The sequence below is a fragment of the Pseudomonas sp. RT4P38 genome, from assembly GCF_054897765.1.
Map to the genome: position 1 here is coordinate 1421752 of NZ_CM142703.1, position 19997 is coordinate 1441748.

The 19997-nt window shown below is 59.0% G+C and carries 13 protein-coding genes; 11 read left to right on the forward strand and 2 right to left on the reverse strand.

The features are described 5' to 3' along the window. The first annotated feature begins 157 nt into the window (after positions 1-157). The 4 genes from ACYZT7_RS06580 (at position 158) to guaA (ending at position 4794) form a co-directional block, all read left to right on the forward strand. Positions 158-925, forward strand: a complete 768-nt coding sequence (locus ACYZT7_RS06580; protein ID WP_462040397.1) for a sulfite exporter TauE/SafE family protein — start codon at positions 158-160, stop codon at positions 923-925. A gap of 61 nt (positions 926-986) precedes the next feature. After that, positions 987-1535, forward strand: a complete 549-nt coding sequence (locus ACYZT7_RS06585) for a sugar ABC transporter ATPase (protein WP_282375273.1) — start codon at positions 987-989, stop codon at positions 1533-1535. 117 nt (positions 1536-1652) lie between these two features. After that, positions 1653-3122, forward strand: a complete 1470-nt coding sequence (gene guaB, locus ACYZT7_RS06590; RefSeq protein ID WP_053123503.1) for an IMP dehydrogenase — start codon at positions 1653-1655, stop codon at positions 3120-3122. A gap of 94 nt (positions 3123-3216) precedes the next feature. Then, positions 3217-4794, forward strand: coding sequence for a glutamine-hydrolyzing GMP synthase (gene guaA, locus ACYZT7_RS06595; RefSeq protein ID WP_462040398.1), 1578 nt, complete (start codon positions 3217-3219; stop codon positions 4792-4794). A 75-nt stretch (positions 4795-4869) separates the two neighbouring features. On the opposite strand, the gene ACYZT7_RS06600 is transcribed toward guaA, so the two are convergent. Beyond that, positions 4870-9432, reverse strand: a complete 4563-nt coding sequence (locus tag ACYZT7_RS06600) for a membrane-targeted effector domain-containing toxin (RefSeq protein ID WP_462040399.1) — start codon at positions 9430-9432, stop codon at positions 4870-4872. 99 nt (positions 9433-9531) lie between these two features. Next, entirely contained in the window at positions 9532-10236 is a 705-nt protein-coding gene (gene treR, locus ACYZT7_RS06605) for a trehalose operon repressor (RefSeq protein WP_462040400.1), read from the reverse strand. A gap of 236 nt (positions 10237-10472) precedes the next feature. Here treR and treP point away from each other — a divergent pair, with 236 nt between their 5' ends. The 7 genes from treP (at position 10473) to tadA (ending at position 19900) form a co-directional block, all read left to right on the forward strand. Further along, positions 10473-11915, forward strand: a complete 1443-nt coding sequence (gene treP / locus ACYZT7_RS06610; protein WP_462040401.1) for a PTS system trehalose-specific EIIBC component — start codon at positions 10473-10475, stop codon at positions 11913-11915. Between the two features lie 118 nt (positions 11916-12033). After that, entirely contained in the window at positions 12034-13680 is a 1647-nt protein-coding gene (treC, locus tag ACYZT7_RS06615; RefSeq protein ID WP_462040402.1) for an alpha,alpha-phosphotrehalase, read from the forward strand. Between the two features lie 105 nt (positions 13681-13785). Further along, a complete protein-coding gene (locus ACYZT7_RS06620) occupies positions 13786-15009 on the forward strand; it encodes a carbohydrate porin (protein ID WP_462040403.1) in 1224 nt (407 codons plus the stop codon). A 62-nt stretch (positions 15010-15071) separates the two neighbouring features. Continuing rightward, positions 15072-17600 (forward strand): phosphoenolpyruvate--protein phosphotransferase, encoded by a 2529-nt coding sequence (gene ptsP, locus ACYZT7_RS06625; RefSeq protein WP_462040404.1) that lies wholly within the window; start codon positions 15072-15074, stop codon positions 17598-17600. A 2-nt stretch (positions 17601-17602) separates the two neighbouring features. Beyond that, positions 17603-17893 carry a PTS transporter subunit EIIB gene (locus tag ACYZT7_RS06630; protein WP_462040405.1) on the forward strand — a complete coding sequence of 97 codons (291 nt, stop codon included), beginning with the start codon at positions 17603-17605 and terminating at the stop codon, positions 17891-17893. A gap of 133 nt (positions 17894-18026) precedes the next feature. Continuing rightward, positions 18027-19403, forward strand: a complete 1377-nt coding sequence (locus tag ACYZT7_RS06635) for a multicopper oxidase family protein (protein WP_462040406.1) — start codon at positions 18027-18029, stop codon at positions 19401-19403. After that, positions 19403-19900 carry a tRNA adenosine(34) deaminase TadA gene (tadA, locus tag ACYZT7_RS06640; RefSeq protein ID WP_192420139.1) on the forward strand — a complete coding sequence of 166 codons (498 nt, stop codon included), beginning with the start codon at positions 19403-19405 and terminating at the stop codon, positions 19898-19900. Before ACYZT7_RS06635 ends, tadA begins: the two co-directional genes overlap by 1 nt. The last annotated feature ends 97 nt before the right edge of the window (positions 19901-19997 follow it).

The following is a 19997-nucleotide window of genomic DNA, read 5'->3' on the forward strand; positions in this document are numbered from 1 at the left end:
GAATCTCCATGATCCAGCGTAAATCCCCTGTGGGAGCGAGCTTGCTCGCGATCGCGGTGTGTCAGTCGACATTGATGTTGAATGTTGGACTGCTATCGCGAGCAAGCTCGCTCCCACAGGTTTAAAGTCATCACCTGTATTCAAGGAAGACGTGCAGATGAATTTGTTTGAACTGTTGAGCCAATGGCCATTCGGCGCTACGGATTGGCTGATGATCGGGTTGGGCATCGCCCTGGCCTACATCGTGTTCGGTATCGCCGGGTTTGGCACGGCATTGGTAGCGGGGCCAATTCTGATCCTGTTCATGCCGCTGTCGAAGATCGTGCCGCTGCTGGTGCTGCTGGATTTCGTCGCGGCGTTCGGCAATCTGCTGCCGTCGCGGCAGGATGTGGCGAAGCCTGAGTTGTTGCGGCTGCTGCCGTGCATGGCTGTGGGCTGCACGCTAGGGGTTATTTTTCTACTGAATCTGAAGTCCGATGTGTTGTTGCTGTTGATGGGGCTGTTTATCAGCACCTACGCGATTTACAGCTTGTGGGTCAAAACCCGTCCGACGCAATTGTCTGCCGGCTGGGCAGTGCCGATGGGCACGGTCGGCGGGATGTTCGGGGCACTGTTTGGCAGTGGCGGCTTTTTATATGCGATCTATTTGAACAGTCGGTTACCCAAAGAGGCGGCGCGGGCGACCCAAAGTGCGCTGATCAGTTGCAGCACAGTGGTGCGTTTGAGCCTGTTCGCCATCGCAGGTGTGTATGCCGAGCTACCCTTGTTGGTATTGGCGTTGTGTTTGTTGCCGGCCATGGCATTAGGCCTGTGGATCGGTCGGCGGTTGACCATGAGATTGTCTCGCGAGGCGTTCGTGCGGCTGGTGACCTGGTTGGTGCTGGTCAGCGGAATTGCCTTGATCGGGCGTTATTTGAGTACTTGACCTCTGAAGCCGGGTGCTTAAGCTGCCGGGCTTCTTTAAAGCGTTCGCAGCAGGCCGCACCATGAATTCGCAAAGCATCATCGTCCCGAAAATCTCCACACTGCCGGTGCACGAACCCCGGGCCCGGGCGGTCGTGCGTTGGCTGGTGCGCAAGAACATCATCAAGGAAGAGCTGACCACCTGCGGCCGCACCGGCAACCGCATGGCTCATGCCATCGGCGACGGTGCCCGCGCTGTAGTGCTGCATCCTGAAGCGCTGCCGTTCGGCGAGCCGATCAATGGCCTGGAGATCATCACCAAGCGCTGCATCTATACGCCGGCCAAGGGTTTCCTTGAAGAGGCGGGCTGCGCCGAGTGCCGCAAGGAAGTCGGCGAAGCGCTGTTCGACAGCCTGGAAGAGTGGATGCCGGGGCGTACCGATAACTTCACCTGCCCGGAATGCGGACATGAAGATGACATCAACGGCTTTCTTTTCCTGCAGGAATGCGGCTTTTCCAACTTGGGTTTTATCTTCAACAATTGGGCAGAGGCCGGATTCAAGCAGAGCTTTATCGACGAGTTTGCCGATTGGCTTGATCAGCCTGTCAGTTGGGTGAAAGTCGAGCTGTAGGACGCGACAATCCCCGTATATCAGTAATGCTAATAATAGACAGAGTTTTACATTGAACCCGAGGGGGTGTCTGACTATAATGGCGCGCTTCCATTTTCCCGCTCGGGAGCCCCCGCGATGCTGCGTATCAGCCAAGAAGCTCTGACATTCGACGACATTCTCCTAGTGCCCGGTTATTCCGAGGTGCTTCCTAACGAAGTCAGTCTCAAGACCCGCCTAACCCGTGGCATCGAGCTGAATATTCCTCTGGTTTCTGCCGCCATGGACACCGTCACTGAAGCCCGTCTGGCAATCGCCATGGCTCAGGAAGGTGGCATCGGCATCATCCACAAGAACATGACCATCGAGCAGCAAGCTGCCGAAGTGCGCAAGGTCAAGCGTTACGAAGCCGGCGTGGTCAAGGACCCGATCACCATCGAGGCTGACGCCACGGTTCGTGAACTGTTCGAACTGACCCGCCTGCACAACATTTCCGGCGTTCCCGTGCTGCACGATGGCGACCTGGTCGGTATCGTCACTTCCCGTGACGTGCGTTTCGAAAACCGTCTGGAAGCCACTGTCCGTGAAGTGATGACGCCTAAAGAGCGTCTGGTCACGGTCAAGGAAGGCGCCGACAAGAACGACGTCCGCGAGTTGTTGCACAAAAACCGCATTGAACGCGTGCTGATCGTCGACGACAAATTTGCCCTCAAAGGCATGATGACCGTCAACGACATCGAAAAAGCCAAGGCTTACCCGCTGGCCAGCAAGGACGATCAAGGTCGTCTGCGTGTTGGCGCTGCAGTCGGTACCGGTAAAGACACCGGTGATCGCGTCGCTGCCCTGGTCAATGCCGGCGTTGACGTGGTGGTGGTCGACACCGCTCACGGTCATTCCAAAGGTGTGATCGACCGCGTTCGCTGGGTCAAGCAGAACTTCCCTGAAGTGCAGGTCATCGGCGGCAACATCGCCACCGGCGCTGCCGCCAAGGCTCTGGCCGAAGCAGGCGCCGATGCAGTCAAGGTCGGTATCGGCCCAGGCTCGATCTGCACCACCCGCATCGTCGCCGGTGTCGGCGTCCCGCAAATCAGCGCCATCGCCAACGTCGCCGCTGCCCTTGAAGGCACTGGCGTTCCGTTGATCGCCGACGGCGGCATCCGTTTCTCCGGTGACCTGTCCAAGGCCATCGTTGCCGGTGCTTCCTGCGTGATGATGGGCTCGATGTTCGCCGGTACTGAAGAAGCACCGGGCGAGATCGAACTGTTCCAGGGTCGTTCGTACAAGGCTTACCGCGGCATGGGTTCGCTGGGCGCCATGTCCCAGGCTCAAGGCTCCTCCGACCGTTACTTCCAGGACTCCTCGGCAGGCGCTGAGAAACTGGTTCCGGAAGGTATTGAAGGGCGTGTTCCTTACAAGGGCACCCTGAGCGCCATCATCCATCAACTGATGGGCGGCCTGCGTTCCTCGATGGGTTACACCGGCAGCGCCGACATCGAAGAAATGCGCACCAAGCCAGAGTTCGTGCGGATCACCGGTGCTGGCATGGCCGAATCCCACGTTCACGACGTACAAATCACTAAAGAAGCGCCAAACTACCGCGTAGGTTGAGGCTTCCAGCAATAAGTTAAGTAACCGGGGCTGTTTTCAGCCCCGAGTTGTTTCTGATTCTCTTTATTCGAATTGCATAGACGAGACTGACTCCATGGCCCTCGACATTCACGCTCACCGCATCCTGATCCTCGACTTCGGTTCCCAGTACACCCAGCTGATTGCCCGCCGCGTGCGTGAAATCGGCGTGTACTGCGAACTGCATCCGTTCGACATGGACGACGAAGCGATTCGCGAATTCGCGCCGAAAGGGATCATCCTCGCCGGCGGCCCCGAGTCCGTACACGTCGCCGACAGCCCGCGCGCACCGCAAGCCGTGTTCGACCTGGGTGTTCCGGTCTTCGGTATCTGCTACGGCATGCAGACCATGGCCGAGCAACTGGGCGGCAAGGTGGAAGGTTCCGAGCTGCGTGAGTTCGGTTACGCCCGTGTCGACGTGGTCGGCAAGAGCCGCCTGCTCGACGGCATCGAAGACCACATCGACGCCGACGGCCTGTTCGGCCTCGACGTGTGGATGAGCCACGGTGACAAAGTCACCAAGATGCCGCAGGAATTCCACATCCTGGCCAGCACCCCGAGCTGCCCGATTGCCGGCATGTTCGACGACGCTCGCGGCTACTACGGCGTGCAGTTCCACCCGGAAGTGACTCACACCAAGCAGGGCGGTCGCATCCTGTCGCGCTTCATCCTTGACATCTGCGGCTGCGAAGCCCTGTGGACGCCTTCGAAAATCGCTGAAGACGCCATCGCCAACATTCGCGCCCAGGTCGGTACCGACAACGTATTGCTCGGCCTGTCCGGCGGCGTTGATTCCTCAGTAGTTGCCGCGCTCCTGCACAAAGCCATTGGCAACCAACTGACCTGCGTCTTCGTCGACAACGGCCTGCTGCGTCTGCACGAAGGCGAGCAAGTGATGGCCATGTTCGCTGAGAACATGGGCGTTAAGGTGATCCGCGCCAATGCTGCCGACCAGTTCCTCGATAACTTGGCAGGCGAGTCGGACCCCGAGAAGAAGCGCAAGATCATCGGCCGTACGTTCATCGACGTGTTTGACGCCGAATCCTGCAAGCTGGACAACATCAAGTACCTGGCCCAAGGCACCATCTACCCGGACGTGATCGAGTCGGCTGGCGCCAAAAGCGGCAAGGCCCACGTGATCAAGTCGCACCACAACGTGGGCGGCCTGCCGGAAGAAATGAACCTCAAGCTGGTCGAGCCCCTGCGCGAGTTGTTCAAGGACGAAGTTCGTCGTCTGGGCCTGGAACTGGGTCTGCCGTACGACATGGTCTACCGTCACCCGTTCCCGGGCCCGGGCCTGGGCGTGCGGATCCTCGGTGAAGTGAAGAAGGAATACGCCGACCTGCTGCGTCGCGCCGACCACATCTTCATCGAAGAACTGCGTAAAGCCGACTGGTACCACAAGGTCAGCCAGGCATTCGTGGTGTTCCAGCCGGTGAAGTCGGTTGGCGTCGTGGGCGATGGCCGTCGTTACGCCTGGGTCGTGGCCCTGCGTGCCGTGGAAACCATCGACTTCATGACCGCGCGTTGGGCACACCTGCCTTACGAACTGCTGGAAACCGTCAGCGGCCGCATCATCAATGAAATCGAAGGCATCTCCCGCGTCACGTACGACGTGTCGAGCAAGCCGCCAGCGACCATTGAGTGGGAATGATCCCATGCAGGCCGTGATGGCTTGAGCTAGAAAAAAACCGTGTGAATTCGATTTTACACGGTTTTTTTTTGCCGATTACAGCGGTTTCGACCAGCCCGCCAGCCTCATGCCCGTAGTGTCGAGTGCCCGTAACAGTTCTTTGATGCTGCCATAGTGCTTGCCACTCACTGAAACCCACTGCGCACGTTCGATATAGAACTGGTCTCCATCAGCATTGATGCGGGTGAATACCAGTTCATTCGTGCGACTGCGGTGCACTACATAGGTCGAGAGCGGATCCCGCTTCAGGGTATACATTCCCGCACGTGACAGCAGTTGCTCGATTTTGGGCATCGTTTGTGACATCCAGGGGACTGCCACTCGCAGCCGCAAGTCGCCCTTTACCGTGGCACTTGCACTGCCCGGAGTGTTTTCGATAAGCATGCTTGCCCCCGGATCGATATCGATACCGGTTGCGCTGCCTTCAGCAACATCCTCAGTGCGCAGCCCGATGGCTTCCTCCAGTTCGCAGATACCGGCAATCCCCTTGTAGCTGTTGGAGTGGGTGTTGCCCACCAGCGCCACCCACTTGTGAGCACCTCGCACCGCCTGATCGGAACGGATGATGGTTCTGGCGAAGTAGTTCATCATTTTCTGGCGCACCCCGTCGGCAATGGTCTGACCTTGCGTGTCGCGCACCACCAAGCCGTCGATCCGGTAACTCGCCATGGAATCGAGTGCCTGAACCCGGATGCCGTACTTTCCAGCCTGCTTGACCAGTGCGAGAAACGTGTAGCGGCGAAGGGGATCGCTCATGTGGCCGATGTCGAGATTTTTCAGGTATTTCTCAAGCTCTGCGGATAGCACTTGGGTTTCGGCAAAGGTATCCAGATCCGCTTGGTGAAAGTCGGTCAGCAAATGTTCCATGTAAAGCGTCTTCACTTTGTTTCGGGCCAGCAGTTCCATGTTGTTGATCAGGAATTGCTTGCTGCCGATATCGCTATGGCTTTCGCCAATGACCAGCCCCCGCGCATGCTCCAGCGTGGCCTCGATGATTTCTTGCGCCGAGGCATCGGGGGCGAGTTGTGGAATGGGCGGGCGCGGGGGCAGTTCAAGATTGTCGTAAAACCGCGCTGCATCCCGATAAAGGCGTTTTCTGCTGGCTTTGAAATCCCGGAAGGGATCATTTTCCTTGAGGCTGTCGTACTCATCTCGCAGCGCATAGGTTTCATGCCCGTCGGCGCCCGCCTTCAGGGCCGCTCTCTGCGTCGGTGGAACCTCATAGGGCGAGGCGGGCAGACCTGCCACTGGCGGCACTGTCAGCTCAGGCGTCTTTCCGCCGCCCTTGAGGCCGCTGCGTGGCATGGTTTCCCATTCACCTCGCGCGTTCAGGCGTACGGGAATCGATCCCGGGAATCTGTTGGGAAACTCTGGATTGATGATCATCCAGTGTCCTTCACCGTTGATATCGCCCTCGAAGCGCACGTAGTACGCGGCGTCGTTCATCATGATGGCAGTGGAAGGTTCGGAGTCGAGTCGGTAAATGCCTTGGTGGTTTCCGGTCTCGCTGACGGGCGTGAGTCCTTCGAGCAGTTCGTTGGCTTGCCAGTTGTCCGGCACCGTGGGGCCTTGTGGAGTCTGTGGCAGGGTGGGGGCGAGTTCGTCAGCCAATTCAGACCAGCCCATTGGCCTCATGCCCCTGGCGATTAATCGCTGTTTGAGTGCATTGAGGTTATCCACAGTCATGGACTCGTAGGCGGGCGCTAAAGGGGTATCAAGATTGAGCCTGCCACCGGGTGTCGACCGGATGACGCTGTCAGCCATTTGATGATTGGCGTTGCGATAAACCACCAAAACGCTGCTTCTGTAACGCTGAAAGGTAAACATCCCCGGTTCCGGTAATAGCGATTTCAACTCCTGCGAGGATCTGTAGGCCCAAGGTGTTTGCATCTGCACGCGCCAGTCGCCTTTGATCAGCGCCTGGACGCTGTCGGGATCAGTCAGTCCTACCGCCTCATCGACAGGAGAGTCCGGATAATCCGCATACTCCACCGCGAGTCCCGGGTCGACGCTGATGGGTTGTGCCTGACCCGGCGTCACGTCGTCGATACGAATGCTCAGCGCGTCAGTCTGTTCGCTGATGCCCCGATAGCCTCTGAAGGTCGTCATGTTTTCCTGATTGACCAAGGCTACCCATTTCGCCGGCCCCTTGAAACTTTCACTGGCGTGGATGACTTCGCTGGCGAAAAAACTACGCGCCATCTGGTCATCAGGCGGCCGGGAAAAAGGGTCCCTACCGATGTTGTAAGTCATCGACATATCGATGGCTTGAACCCGGATACGCTGGGCATTGGCGGCTTTTACTAGCGCCAGCAGATTGGATTTGCCAGCGGGATCATTGCCCGCTTTGATGTCGAGTTTCTTCAGGTAATTTTCCAGCTCTTCAGGCATTTCGCCGGTTCGTGCGAAGGCGTCCAGATCAAGCTGATTAAGGTTTGCCAGTAATTCCTGCAAATACAATGTCTTCACTCCGCGTTGCGCGAGGGCGGGCATGTTTTCGATCAGGAACTGTTTGCTGCCGATACTCCCGTAGCTTTCGCCGATGACCAGCCCCGGCTTACTCGCGAATGCCGAATCAAGCAGCTCGGCCGGTGTTTCGATCAACTGGGCGGCCGATACCGGCATTCGGGGAGCCGGTGGATGAAGTTCGTACCAAGCCCTGGCGTCGCGAACCAGAATTGTGCGAGGTTCCCGGTGAGCCCATTCCAACTCGCGCAACGCGTCTGTTTCGCCACCGCGCAAGTCTGCCCCTCCGAGTGCCAATTCCCTCATTTCAGAGGCTTCCAGCCCGGGGACATGAACGCCGGGCAATCGCGCCCATTCCTCGACGACAGTTTCAGTTGTCGCACCACCGGCAGTAACAGGCGGTACTTCCATGCCACCCCTCAGACCCAACCTGGGAACTATCTCCCATTTTCCTTCGCTTAAACGTACGGGAACCGACCCTGAGAAGGCATCAGGGTTGGCCGGATCGATGATTGCCCAATGACCACGCCCGTTGGGATCGTTTTCAAAGCGCACGTTATAGGCGGTGTCGTTGAGTTTGATTGCCCTTGAAGGATTGGACGCGAGCCGGTAGGTGCCTTGAAATTTACCCGGTTCATGCTCCAGAGCATCTTCGCTGAGTGGCTCATCGATTACCCAGGCCTTGGGCACCTTCGCGCTTGATGGCGTAGTGCGTGGTTCCGCAACCTCGAGGTCGGTCGCCGGGCCAGTCCCTTTGGCCGATTGCGTCGACTCAATCAGGTCGGCCATTTCCGCCGCTTCGGCAGCGTCGACCTCGGGGCCGACTTCTGCCAGCGTACCGGGGCCTTTCAGGACGAGCAGGTTGAACAGCAAATCAATGCCACTGAGTACAGCGCCCAGGATGCCCGCCTTGCGCTCTTCGGCAGTTTTTGCATTGACCGCCTGGTCGATGTTCAAGCCCATGTTGGCAATGCTGGCGCCGACCAGGGGCAGAGCGATTGGCCAGCCGACGACAGCCATCGGACCGAACACTTTGATGCCGGCGCTGAGGTAACCGATCCAGAGTTTTTTGCGCAGATCGCCATTAGAGGTCAACGACAGCTCGGCCTCGGTGAACATTGCCTCTTTGGTGGCGTCGCGCAACCAACTGAATGCATCACCCTGAACGACCTGGTTTTTCTGGTTGATCATGTGATGGTCGTACTTGCCCCACGTTCTGACCAACCGATTCATGATATCGGAGAGGTTTTCGGCGATCTTCTGCCGATCGGCCAGGGGGAAGTGGGTCATGAAAGTCTGACGTGCATCCTCTGTGTTCATCCTTTGAAACATCCAGAAGTGCATGTCTGTGATGGTTTCCAGCACCTGGAAGGCATTGGTTTCGCCGGGCAGGTAAACGATCTGCCGACCTTTTGGGGCGACGATCCGCAGAACATTAGTAGCGACATAGCCATCGATGTCCAAGGCGCGGACGCGCAATTGCGTATCGGGGTGTTCCGATTGCAACTGTTGCAGGCTGATCGGCCAGGTGATCGGCCCCATGACGGCATTTACCGCGAGGTTGAAATCTTCGTCGCTCAGCTGGCGTTTGTCCCGTGCCTGCACGGCGTTAATCAGGAAGTTGCATTTGGCCAACGTGCGGAAATCGTTGGAACTGTTATTCCAGAATTCGCTCAGTCGCTGGCGATAGAGCGAACTGAAATCAATGCTCCAGAAGTCTTTCAGCACCTCGTTGCCATGCAGGCGCACTTCGTTGGTTTCATCGAAGGTTCCGGCATTTGGGCCGACGCTATAGAAGCCCCCGTACAGGTCGAGCAAGTCAGCGTTGTCCTGGTCGGTGGCGCGAAAGCGGTGGATCACCAACTGTGTCAGGGTCATGGAGGAGGTCGGCGTGTCATCGACATGCTCCCAACCGGTGAAGGCTTTCGAGCTGCTTTGGACCGCCGTGAAGCGATGGAAGTACAGCCGATCCGGATCGAGGCCGACGATGCCGTATTTTTTCAGCAGGTCACTGGCAACTTCGTGGGCCGTGTCTTGCAGGCTGGGGCACGTCTGGATAACGGTGGTTGCAATCGCCCTGAGTGCTGCCTTGTCGGCGGCATTGGGCAGTGGACGGGTTTGGGGTGGGTTCATGCTCTCTATCCTTGAGAAATGGGCGTCGAGGATGAGCCGTTCACTCAAGGAATGTGCACTACATAGTTATGCCTATTTGCGATTCAGTACCGTGTAGTGTCACCGCCGGGCCACGTCCGAAAAGTAGAACTTGTCCAGGGTATGCCGCGATTCGGTGTATTCGAACTGGCGGCCGTCCTGCAGGAAAGTCTGATTGCTGACCACGATCACATGGCTCTGGCCGTCGAGGTCCAGGTGTTGCTGGTCATCCTTGCTCCGCGGCACCGCTTCGATAGTGCGCTGGGCATAGGCGATTTGCAGCTGCAGGGTCTGCTCGATGAAGGCGTAGATCGAGTGCTCGGCGATGTCGCTGGAGAGGCCGGGAATCACGTCGCTGACGAAATGGTTGATGTCGAGGATCACGCGTTTGCCGTCGATCCGCCGCACGCGCTTGATCCGCGTGATCAGGCTGCCTTCTTCAGCCTTGATGTGTTCGAGCAGCGGGCCTTCGAGGGGTATCTGGGTGAATTCGACCACCTCGGTGCTGACGTCGTTGCCCAGTCGCGGGTAAGTCTCCTGGAAGCTGACGATGCCGCCCAGCTGGAATTCGATCGGGTTGGTCGACAGCACGAAGGTGCCTTTACCGTGGACTTTCTGGGCGAAACCGCGCTCCTGAAGTTGCTCGATGGCTTTGCGCACGGTGCCGCGACTGGCCTGGTAGCTGTCCATCAATTCGGTTTCGGAGGGCAATCGTGCGCCGCGTTCCAGACGTTCGGTCGTGATGCTGGCAAGCAGATCGCTGTAGATCTGGTTGTATTTACTCATGGGATGGCTCTGTGCCGCGATGTGCTCAAGGTTTCGAACCTTAAGGGCAGGGTAGGGGTTTGTCCATGTGGCTTTGGGTTTCATCGGCTTCAAAGGTAGGAAATGTCGCCGCCGGTCGGGTTCAGAGTCAACAAAATCAAACTCGTCTGTACGAGTTGTTGCTTTAACTCGTACAGACGAGTACTTTTCGCTTCGGCGTGCTGCCAATAACAAAAAACTACAGCGGAAGATCAAGCATGAGCCACGACTATCCGAATATCGCCTCTGAGCTGCTGCACAGCCTCGGTGGCAGCGACAACCTCGAGCAGGCCGCGCACTGTGTCACACGGCTGCGCCTGGCCCTCAAGGACCCGAGCCTGGTCGATAGCTCCACGCTGAACCAGATCGATCTGGTCAAAGGCTCGTTCTTCACCGGCGGCCTGTTCCAGGTCGTTATCGGCCCTGGTGAAGTCGAAAAGGTCTACGCAGAACTGCGCCGTCAAACCGGTCTCGCGGCTTCAACCATCGCCGACGTTAAACAAAAAAGCACCGACAAGATCAACGCCATGCAGCGTCTGGTGCGGGTGTTTTCCGACGTCTTCATGCCCATCCTCCCGGCGCTGATCATTGCCGGCCTGCTGATGGGTATCAACAACCTGATCGGCGCCAAGGGCATGTTCATCGAGGGCAAGACCCTGTTGGACGCCTACCCGAAACTTGACGGGCTCTGGAGCCTGATCAACCTCATGGCCAACACCTCGTTTGTGTTCCTCCCTGCTTTGGTGGGCTGGTCGGCAGCCAAACGGTTTGGCGGCAGCGAAATTCTCGGCATCGTGCTCGGCCTGATGCTGGTGCATCCGGACCTGCTCAACGCCTGGAACTACGGCAAAGCGGTCGCCGGGCTGGACGGACAGAGCCTGCCGTACTTCGACATCCTCGGGTTGTTCCAGATCGAGAAGGTGGGTTACCAAGGGCAGATACTGCCGATCCTGATGGCGGCCTACGTGATGAGCGTCATCGAGAAATGGCTGCGGGCGCGGGTGCCGAACGCGGTGCAATTGCTGGTGGTGCCGATCACCACCATCGTCGTCACCGGCGTGTTGGCGCTGGCGGTGATTGGCCCGGTGACCCGGCATCTGGGGATTCTGATTACCGAAGGCGTGGTCATGCTGTTCGACCTGGCACCGATGGTCGGCGGCGCGATCTTCGGTTTGCTCTATGCACCGTTGGTGATCACCGGCATGCATCACATGTTCCTCGCGGTCGACTTGCAACTGATCTCCACCCAGGGCGGCACCTTTATCTGGCCGATGATCGTCATGTCCAACCTCGCCCAGGGCAGCGCGGCACTGGCGGTGTTCTACATGACCCGTAATGTGCGGGATAAAAGCATGGCCTCGACCTCGGCGATTTCTGCGTACTTCGGCATCACCGAGCCGGCCATGTTCGGGGTCAACCTGCGCTACAAATTCCCGTTCTACGCGGCCCTGATCGGCTCGGCCCTGGGCTGCATTTTCCTGTCACTGAACAAAGTCCAGGCCTCGGCAATCGGAGTCGGCGGCTTGCCCGGTTTCATCTCGATCATTCCGCCGTTCATTCCGATGTTCGTGATCGGGATGGTCATTGCCATGGTCGTGCCGTTTGTTCTGACCTGCGGGTTGAGCATGAAGATAGTTCGGCCCGGGTATCGGGTTGCCTGACAGATCGCTATCGCGAGCAAGCTCGCTCCCACATTGGAATGCGTAACCCTGTAGGAGCGAGGCTTGCCCGCGAAGAGGCCGGACCTGCCAATGCAAAATCAATTGAAGGAATAGTGCCATGCAAGACTGGCAACGTTCGGTGATCTACCAGATCTACCCGAAGAGTTTTCACAGCCACGCCGGCAATCCCACGGGTGATTTGCTTGGCGTTGTGGCCAAGCTCGATTACCTGCATTGGTTGGGTGTCGATTGCCTGTGGATCACGCCGTTCCTGCGTTCGCCCCAGCGCGACAACGGTTACGACATCAGCGATTACTACGCCATCGACCCGAGCTACGGGACCATGGCCGATTGCGAATTGCTGATCGCCGAGGCCGGTAAGCGCGGGATCAAGCTGATGCTCGATATCGTGGTCAACCACACCTCTATCGAGCACACCTGGTTCCAGCAGGCCCGCAGCAGCCTCGACAATCCTTACCGCGATTTCTACATCTGGCGCGATCAGCCGAACAACTGGGAATCCAAGTTCGGCGGTTCGGCCTGGGAGTATGAAGCGCAGACCGGTCAGTATTACCTGCACTTGTTCGACCACACACAGGCCGACCTGAACTGGGACAACCCGAAGGTGCGCGCCGAAGTGTTCAAGATGATGCGGTTCTGGCGCGACAAGGGCGTAGGCGGGTTCCGCCTGGACGTGATCAACCTGATCTCCAAACCGGCGGACTTCCCCGAGGACAACACCGACGGTCGACGTTTCTACACCGACGGCCCGAACGTCCACGAATATTTGCAGCAGATGCACCGTGAAGTGTTCGAGGGTCATGACCTGATCAACGTCGGCGAGATGTCGTCAACCAACTTGGAACACTGCATTCGCTACTCGCGGCCGGAGTCGAAAGAGCTCTCGATGACCTTCAACTTCCATCATCTAAAGGTTGATTACCCGAACCTGCAGAAGTGGATTCGTGCCGATTTCGATTTCCTCGAACTCAAGCGCATCTTCTCCGATTGGCAAACCGGCATGCAGGCCGGCGGTGGCTGGAACGCGCTGTTCTGGTGTAACCACGATCAGCCACGGGTGGTCTCGCGGTTTGGTCATGACGGCGAGCATCGGGTGGTGTCGGCGAAGATGCTCGGTACGGCGCTGCATTTTCTGCAGGGCACGCCGTTCGTATATCAAGGTGAAGAACTGGGCATGACCAATCCGGGGTTCGATCACATTGATCAGTACCGCGATGTCGAAACCCTGAACATCTTTCGGCTCAAGCGCGAGGCCGGTGCGAGTGACGTCGACAACATGGCGGCGATCATGCAGAAGTCCCGGGACAACGGTCGCACGCCCATGCACTGGAACGCCGAGCCGAACGCCGGTTTCAGTTCGGTCGAGCCATGGATCGGGGTGCCAGCCAACGCCGCGCAGATCAACGTCGCCACCCAACTCGACGACCCGGATTCCGTGTTGCATCACTACCGTCAGTTGATCGCGCTGCGTCGCACTGAGGCGCTGATGTCCGATGGTGTCTATCGGCAATTGTTGCCGGAGCACACACAAATCTGGGCGTACGTGCGTGAGGGCAGTGGCGAACGGTTGTTGGTGCTGAACAACTTTTACGGCACGCCATGTGAAGTCGACCTGCCGGATGAAGTGATCAGCGAAGCGATGGCCCAACGTCTGGTCATCAGCAATTACCCGGACTGTCCGGCGCGAAATCGGCAGGTTCTCTTACGGCCCTATGAGTCATTCGTGCTGCATATGACCGACTGACCGACCGCAAAAAAACACCGACTTAAAAAACACGCAGAACGCTGCGCGGGGGAGTTTTGCGCGCCGATTTTTCCGCTGCACACAATAAAAATAATGGGGTAGCTCTTGAAAACAACAATAAATCGCAGCCTTGCGGCCGCAAGCGTATGCCTGGCGTTGCCACTGTCGGCACAAGCCCTGGAGTTTGGGGGGTACTTGCGTAGCGGCGTCGGCACCTCGGTCAACAGCGGTAAACAGCAGTGTTTCCAGCTGCCGGGCGCGCAGACCAAATACCGCTTGGGCAACGAATGCGAGCAATACGGGGAACTGGAGCTGCGCCAGGATCTGTACACCCTGGACGATGGTTCGGTGCTGAGCGTCGACGGCATGGCTTCGTTGTACAACCAGTACGACAAGGACCTGACCTTCAACGGTGACAACGGTTCGGTGCGCCTGCCGCAACTGTACGCGCAATGGTCGAACATGCCCGGCCTCAACGGCGGTTCGCTGTGGGCCGGTCGGCGTTACTACAAGAGGAACGACATCCATATTTCCGACTTCTACTACTGGAACCAAAGCGCCACCGGCGGCGGTATCGAAGATGTGCTGATCGGCGATCTGAAATACAGCTACGCCTTCTCGCGCAAGGACAACCTGTACCAGAAGGACTACATCAACCGACACGATTTCAACGTTGCCGGATTCAATACCAACCCCGGCGGTGCGCTGGAGTTCGGCCTGAGCTACATCGACAAGCCCGACAGCCAAGAGGCTCATCGTGGCTGGGCGATCACCACCCAGCATGTGCAAAAAGGCTTTCTGGGCGGCAAGAACAAACTGGCCTTCCAGTACGGCGAAGGTCCCGGCACCGGGTTGGGCTATACCGGTAACGTGAATCTCGACGACAGCAACAAAAGTTACCGGGTGGTGGAATTCTTCGACTGGCAAGTGACGCCGCGATTTGGCGGGCAAGTCGAGGCGGTTTACCAGAAAGACATTCGCCCGGACGGCACCGATCAGAACTGGATTTCCCTGGGCGTTCGCCCGGCTTATGCGATCACCGAGCAGTTCAAACTGGTGACCGAACTGGGTCACGATCAGGTCGAAGCCCCAGGCGGCACGCGCAAGCTGAGCAAATTCACTTTCGCCCCGACCTGGTCGCCCAAGGGCCCTGAGTTCTGGAAACGCCCCGAGGTGCGTCTGTATTACACCTATGCGAGCTGGAACGAGGCGGCCAAACGGGCCGCCAATGAACTGGCGAAGGGGTCGGCATTGTCCGACACCGGCGCCTTCGGCACGGCGCGCCACGGTGCGAACGTCGGATTGCAGGTCGAGTACTGGTGGAAATAAGCGATGCTGTCGGAGCCTCGCGCTCCATCGGCACTTCAAAGAACAAAACAGCAGGTGACGTCATGGCCACATCTCAACAATTGCAACTGCTGGCTCCTTTGTCCGGCGTGCTGATGCCGCTGGATCAGGTGCCGGACCCGGTGTTCTCCAGCCGGGTGATCGGCGATGGTCTGTGCATCGATCCGACCACGCAAACCCTGTGCGCACCGCTGGCCGGGGTTGTCAGCAATGTGCAGGTCAGTGGGCATGCCGTCAGCATCACCGACGACCACGGCCTGCAGGTGTTGATGCACATCGGCCTCGACACCGTGAACCTGGCCGGCCAGGGCTTCACCCGGTTGGTGGAGGAAGGCCAACGGGTTGAGGCGGGACAGGCCCTGATCGAGTTTGATGCCGATTTTGTCGCATTGAATGCCCGCAGCCTGCTGACGTTGATGCTGGTGGTCAGCGGTGAGCCGTTTACTTGGCTGACACCGGAAACGGGTTTGGTAGAAAGTGGCCAGCCACTACTGAGTTTGAAACCGATCAAGCAGACAACAGATGAACCGGTGTCGGAAGAGGGCGAAGCACTGTTTTCCAAACCGGTGACATTGGCCAACCCGAACGGCCTGCACGCTCGTCCGGCAGCGATGTTCGCCCAGGCGGCGAAAGGATTTTCGGCGAGCATTTACCTGCATAAACAGCAGGCGAGTGCTAACGCGAAATCCTTGGTGGCAATCATGGCGTTGCAGACGGCTCACGGTGACGTTGTGCAAGTCAGCGCGGCCGGCCCGGACGCTGAAGCGGCGATCAAGGCACTGGCCGAATTGCTGATCGCCGGGTGTGGCGAGATGGTCACCGTGATGGCAGAGGTTGAGACGATTGAAGCGTCATCGCTGAGCGTTTTGCGCGGAGTCTGTGCCTCGGCGGGTTCGGCGTTTGGCCAGGTTATGCAGATCGCCGAGCAGACGCTTGACGTAAGCGAGTTCGGCGTCGGTCCGCAGGTTGAACGAGAGCATCTGTCTCGGGCCTTGGCCGAAGCGGTGCTGGCCTTGCAGCAGTTGCGCGACAACGCCACCGGTGATGCCCAGGCAGAGATTTTCAAAGCGCACCAGGAACTGCTTGAAGACCCGAGTCTGCTGGATCAGGCCGAGGCGCTGATCATCGAAGGCAAAAGTGCCGGCTTCGCCTGGCGCGCAGCAACTGAGTCGACTTCAACCTTGTTCAAAAGCCTGGGCAATGCCTTGCTGGCGGAGCGGGCGGCGGATCTGGCCGATGTCGGCCAGCGGGTGCTCAAGCTGATCCTCGGCGTACAGGATCAGGCGATGGAGCTGCCTGAAGGGTCGATCCTGATCGCTGAACAACTGACGCCGTCACAGACCGCCGGGCTCGATACGCGCAAGGTGCTGGGTTTCGCCACGGTCGGTGGCGGCGCTACCAGCCACGTCGCGATCCTCGCGCGGGCGTTCGGTTTGCCGGCGATCTGCGGGCTGCCCGTTCAGGTGCTGGCGCTGGCCAACGGCACTCAAGTGTTGCTCGACGCCGACAAGGGCGAGCTACACCTGCACCCGAATCTGGCGGCCATCGAGCAGCTGCAAACCAATCGTCAGCATCAACAGAAGCGCCATCAACATGAGCTGACGCACGCTGCGCTGGCGGCGTGTACCCGCGATGGACACCACTTTGAAGTGACGGCCAACATCGCCTCGCTCGCTGAAGCGGAGCAGGCCATGGCACTGGGAGGTGCGGGCGTCGGATTGCTGCGTTCGGAGTTTCTTTATCTGGATCGCAATCATGCGCCGAGCCATGACGAGCAAACATCAACCTATAGCGCCATCGCCAGAACGCTCGGGCCGGCGCGTAATCTGGTGGTGCGCACCCTGGACGTCGGCGGCGACAAACCCCTGGCCTATGTACCGATGGCCAGCGAAACCAATCCATTCCTGGGCATGCGCGGGATTCGTTTGTGTCTGGAGCGCCCGCAGCTGTTGCGCGATCAGTTCAAGGCAATCCTGAGCTGCGCCGGGCTGGCCCGTCTGCATATCATGCTGCCCATGGTCACGCAGCTGTCGGAGTTGCGACTGGCCCGGCAGCTGCTAGAGGAAGAGGCGCTGGGATTGGGCCTCACTGAACTACCGAAACTGGGGATCATGATCGAAGTGCCGGCAGCGGCACTGATGGCGGATCTGTTTGCGCCCGAGGTGGATTTCTTCTCGATCGGCACCAACGACCTGACCCAATACACCCTGGCCATGGACCGCGATCATCCGCGCCTGGCCAGTCAGGCCGACAGCTTTCATCCGTCGGTGCTGCGTTTGATTGCCAGCACCGTGAAGGCCGCCCACGCCCATGGCAAATGGGTCGGTGTGTGCGGCGCCATGGCTTCAGAGACGTTGGCTATACCGTTGCTGCTGGGGCTTGGCGTGGATGAACTGTCGGTGAGTGTGCCGCTGATTCCGGCGATCAAAGCGGCGGTTCGCGAAGTGGATCTGCTGGACTGCCAGGCCATCGCCCAGCAAGTGCTGGGCCTGGAAAGCGCCGAGCAAGTGCGCGAGGCGTTGCGGCTGTATCACGAGGCGACGGTCGATACTTCACGGGTACTGGAGAACTGAGCATGTTCGAGAAAATGCAGCGAGCGTTCTGGAAAGCGTTGACCCCGGATCTGATAGCGGATGAGCCGAAGGTGGTTGTTCGGCCTGTTTCTGGCCTGGCCCCGGATGTCGTATCCGCGCTGGGCGGTGTGGATAACCTTAAGTCGCAGCAGCCCGTGGCGTTGACGCGGGTGCGGGTGGAATTGCGGGATGTGGCGCGGATGGATCCGCAGGCGTTGACGGCGGCGGGAGTGCCGGGAGTCATGATGCTGGACGATGGGATCGTGCACCTGATCGCTGGCCTTCAAGCATAAGGTATTCCTGTGGGGCCATGACCTGGGTGCGGCCATCCGCCGCGCTGCCCTTACTGTTTCTCAACCGCAGGTGTATCGTATTCGCCTTTTACAGGCCCTGCGCCTGTCGCTGATACGTGAGGTAGTTGAGTTCATGTCCTTTACCCGTCGCCAAATCCTCGGTGGCCTGGCCGGTCTTGTTGTCGTTGGTGTCGGAGCGGGGGGCGCGTCGCGGTACTGGTTGGGCAAGATGGCCGACGCCGATGCGGGCCACGACTATGAGCTGATCGCCGCACCGCTGGACGTTGAACTGGTGGCCGGGCACAAGACCGAAGCCTGGGCGTTCGGCCCGTCGGCGCCCGGCACCGAGTTACGCGTGCGTCAGGGCGAATGGCTGCGGGTGCGGTTCATTAATCACCTGCCGGTGGCGACGACCATTCACTGGCACGGCATCCGCCTGCCGCTGGAGATGGACGGCGTGCCGTACGTCTCGCAACTGCCGGTGCTGCCGGGCGAATATTTCGACTACAAGTTTCGCGTGCCCGACGCTGGAAGCTATTGGTATCACCCGCACGTCAACAGCAGCGAGGAACTCGGTCGCGGGCTGGTCGGCCCATTGATTATCGAAGAGCGCGAACCCACTGGGTTCAAGTACGAGAAAACCTTGAGCCTCAAGAGCTGGCACGTGGATGAGGAAGGCGCGTTTGTCGCGTTCAGTATTCCGCGCGAAGCCGCGCGTGGCGGCACGGCGGGGCGCCTGTCGACGATCAACGGGGTCTCGCAAGCGGTGATCGATTTGCCCGCCGGGCAGATCACCCGAGTACGTTTGCTCAACCTCGACAATACGCTGACTTACCGCCTGAACATCCCCGGCGTCGAAGCGCAAATCTACGCGCTGGATGGCAATCCCATTGAGCCACGACCGCTCGGCAAGGAGTACTGGCTCGGCCCGGGCATGCGTATTTGTCTGGCAATCAAGGCTCCGCCGGTCGGCGAAGAGCTGTCCCTGCGCAACGGCCCGGTTCGGTTGGGCACATTGCGCTCGGTGGCGAACACCGGTGCACAGACCCAGTGGCCGCCCGCGCTGCCCGCCAACCCGGTGGCAGAGCCGGACCTGGCCAATGCCGAGAAACTCAACTTCAATTTCGAATGGGTAGGCTCGGTGTCGGTGAACGTCGACAACGGCAGGCCGCCGAGCCTGTGGCAGATCAACGGCAAGGCCTGGGACATCACGGACAAGACCTGTGCCGACCGCCCGATTGCCAAGCTCGAGAAGGGCAAGAGCTACATTTTCGAATTGAAGAACATGACTCAATACCAGCACCCGATTCACCTGCACGGTATGAGTTTCAAGGTCATCGCCTCGAACCGGCACAAGGTCATTCCGTACTTCACCGACACTTACCTGTTGGGCAAGAACGAACGCGCGCAAGTGGCGCTGGTGGCGGATAACCCGGGGATCTGGATGTTTCACTGCCATGTGATCGACCACATGGAAACCGGCCTGATGGCCGCCATTGAGGTGGCGTAATGCGTCAGATACGTCCCGCCGCAATCATCGACCGCAGCCGCGATCGTGACTTCATGCGCGAAGCGTTGGCGCTCGCCGCTCAAGGCGCGGCGCTGGGTGAAGTGCCGGTGGGTGCGGTGCTGGTGCAGGACGGTGAAATCATCGGCCGGGGTTTTAATTGCCCGATCAGCGGCAATGACCCGAGTGCTCACGCCGAGATGGTTGCAATCCGAGCTGCCGCGTTGGCGGCCAGCAACTATCGTCTGCCCGGCAGCACGCTCTACGTGACGCTTGAACCGTGCAGCATGTGCGCCGGGCTGATCGTACATTCGCGGATTGCGCGGGTGGTGTATGGGGCGCTGGAGCCAAAGGCCGGGATTGTGCAGAGTCAGGGGCAGTTTTTTACCCAAGGCTTTTTGAATCACCGGGTGCTGTACGAAGGCGGGGTGTTGGCCGAGGAGTGCGGGGCGGTGCTGAGCGAGTTCTTCAAGGCCCGCAGAGCCAAACCCACAGACTAAACACCGTCCCCTGTGGGAGCGAGCTTGCTCGCGATAGCGGACTGTCATTCATAATATCGTTGTCTGACAGGCCCTCATCGCGAGCAAGCTCGCTCCC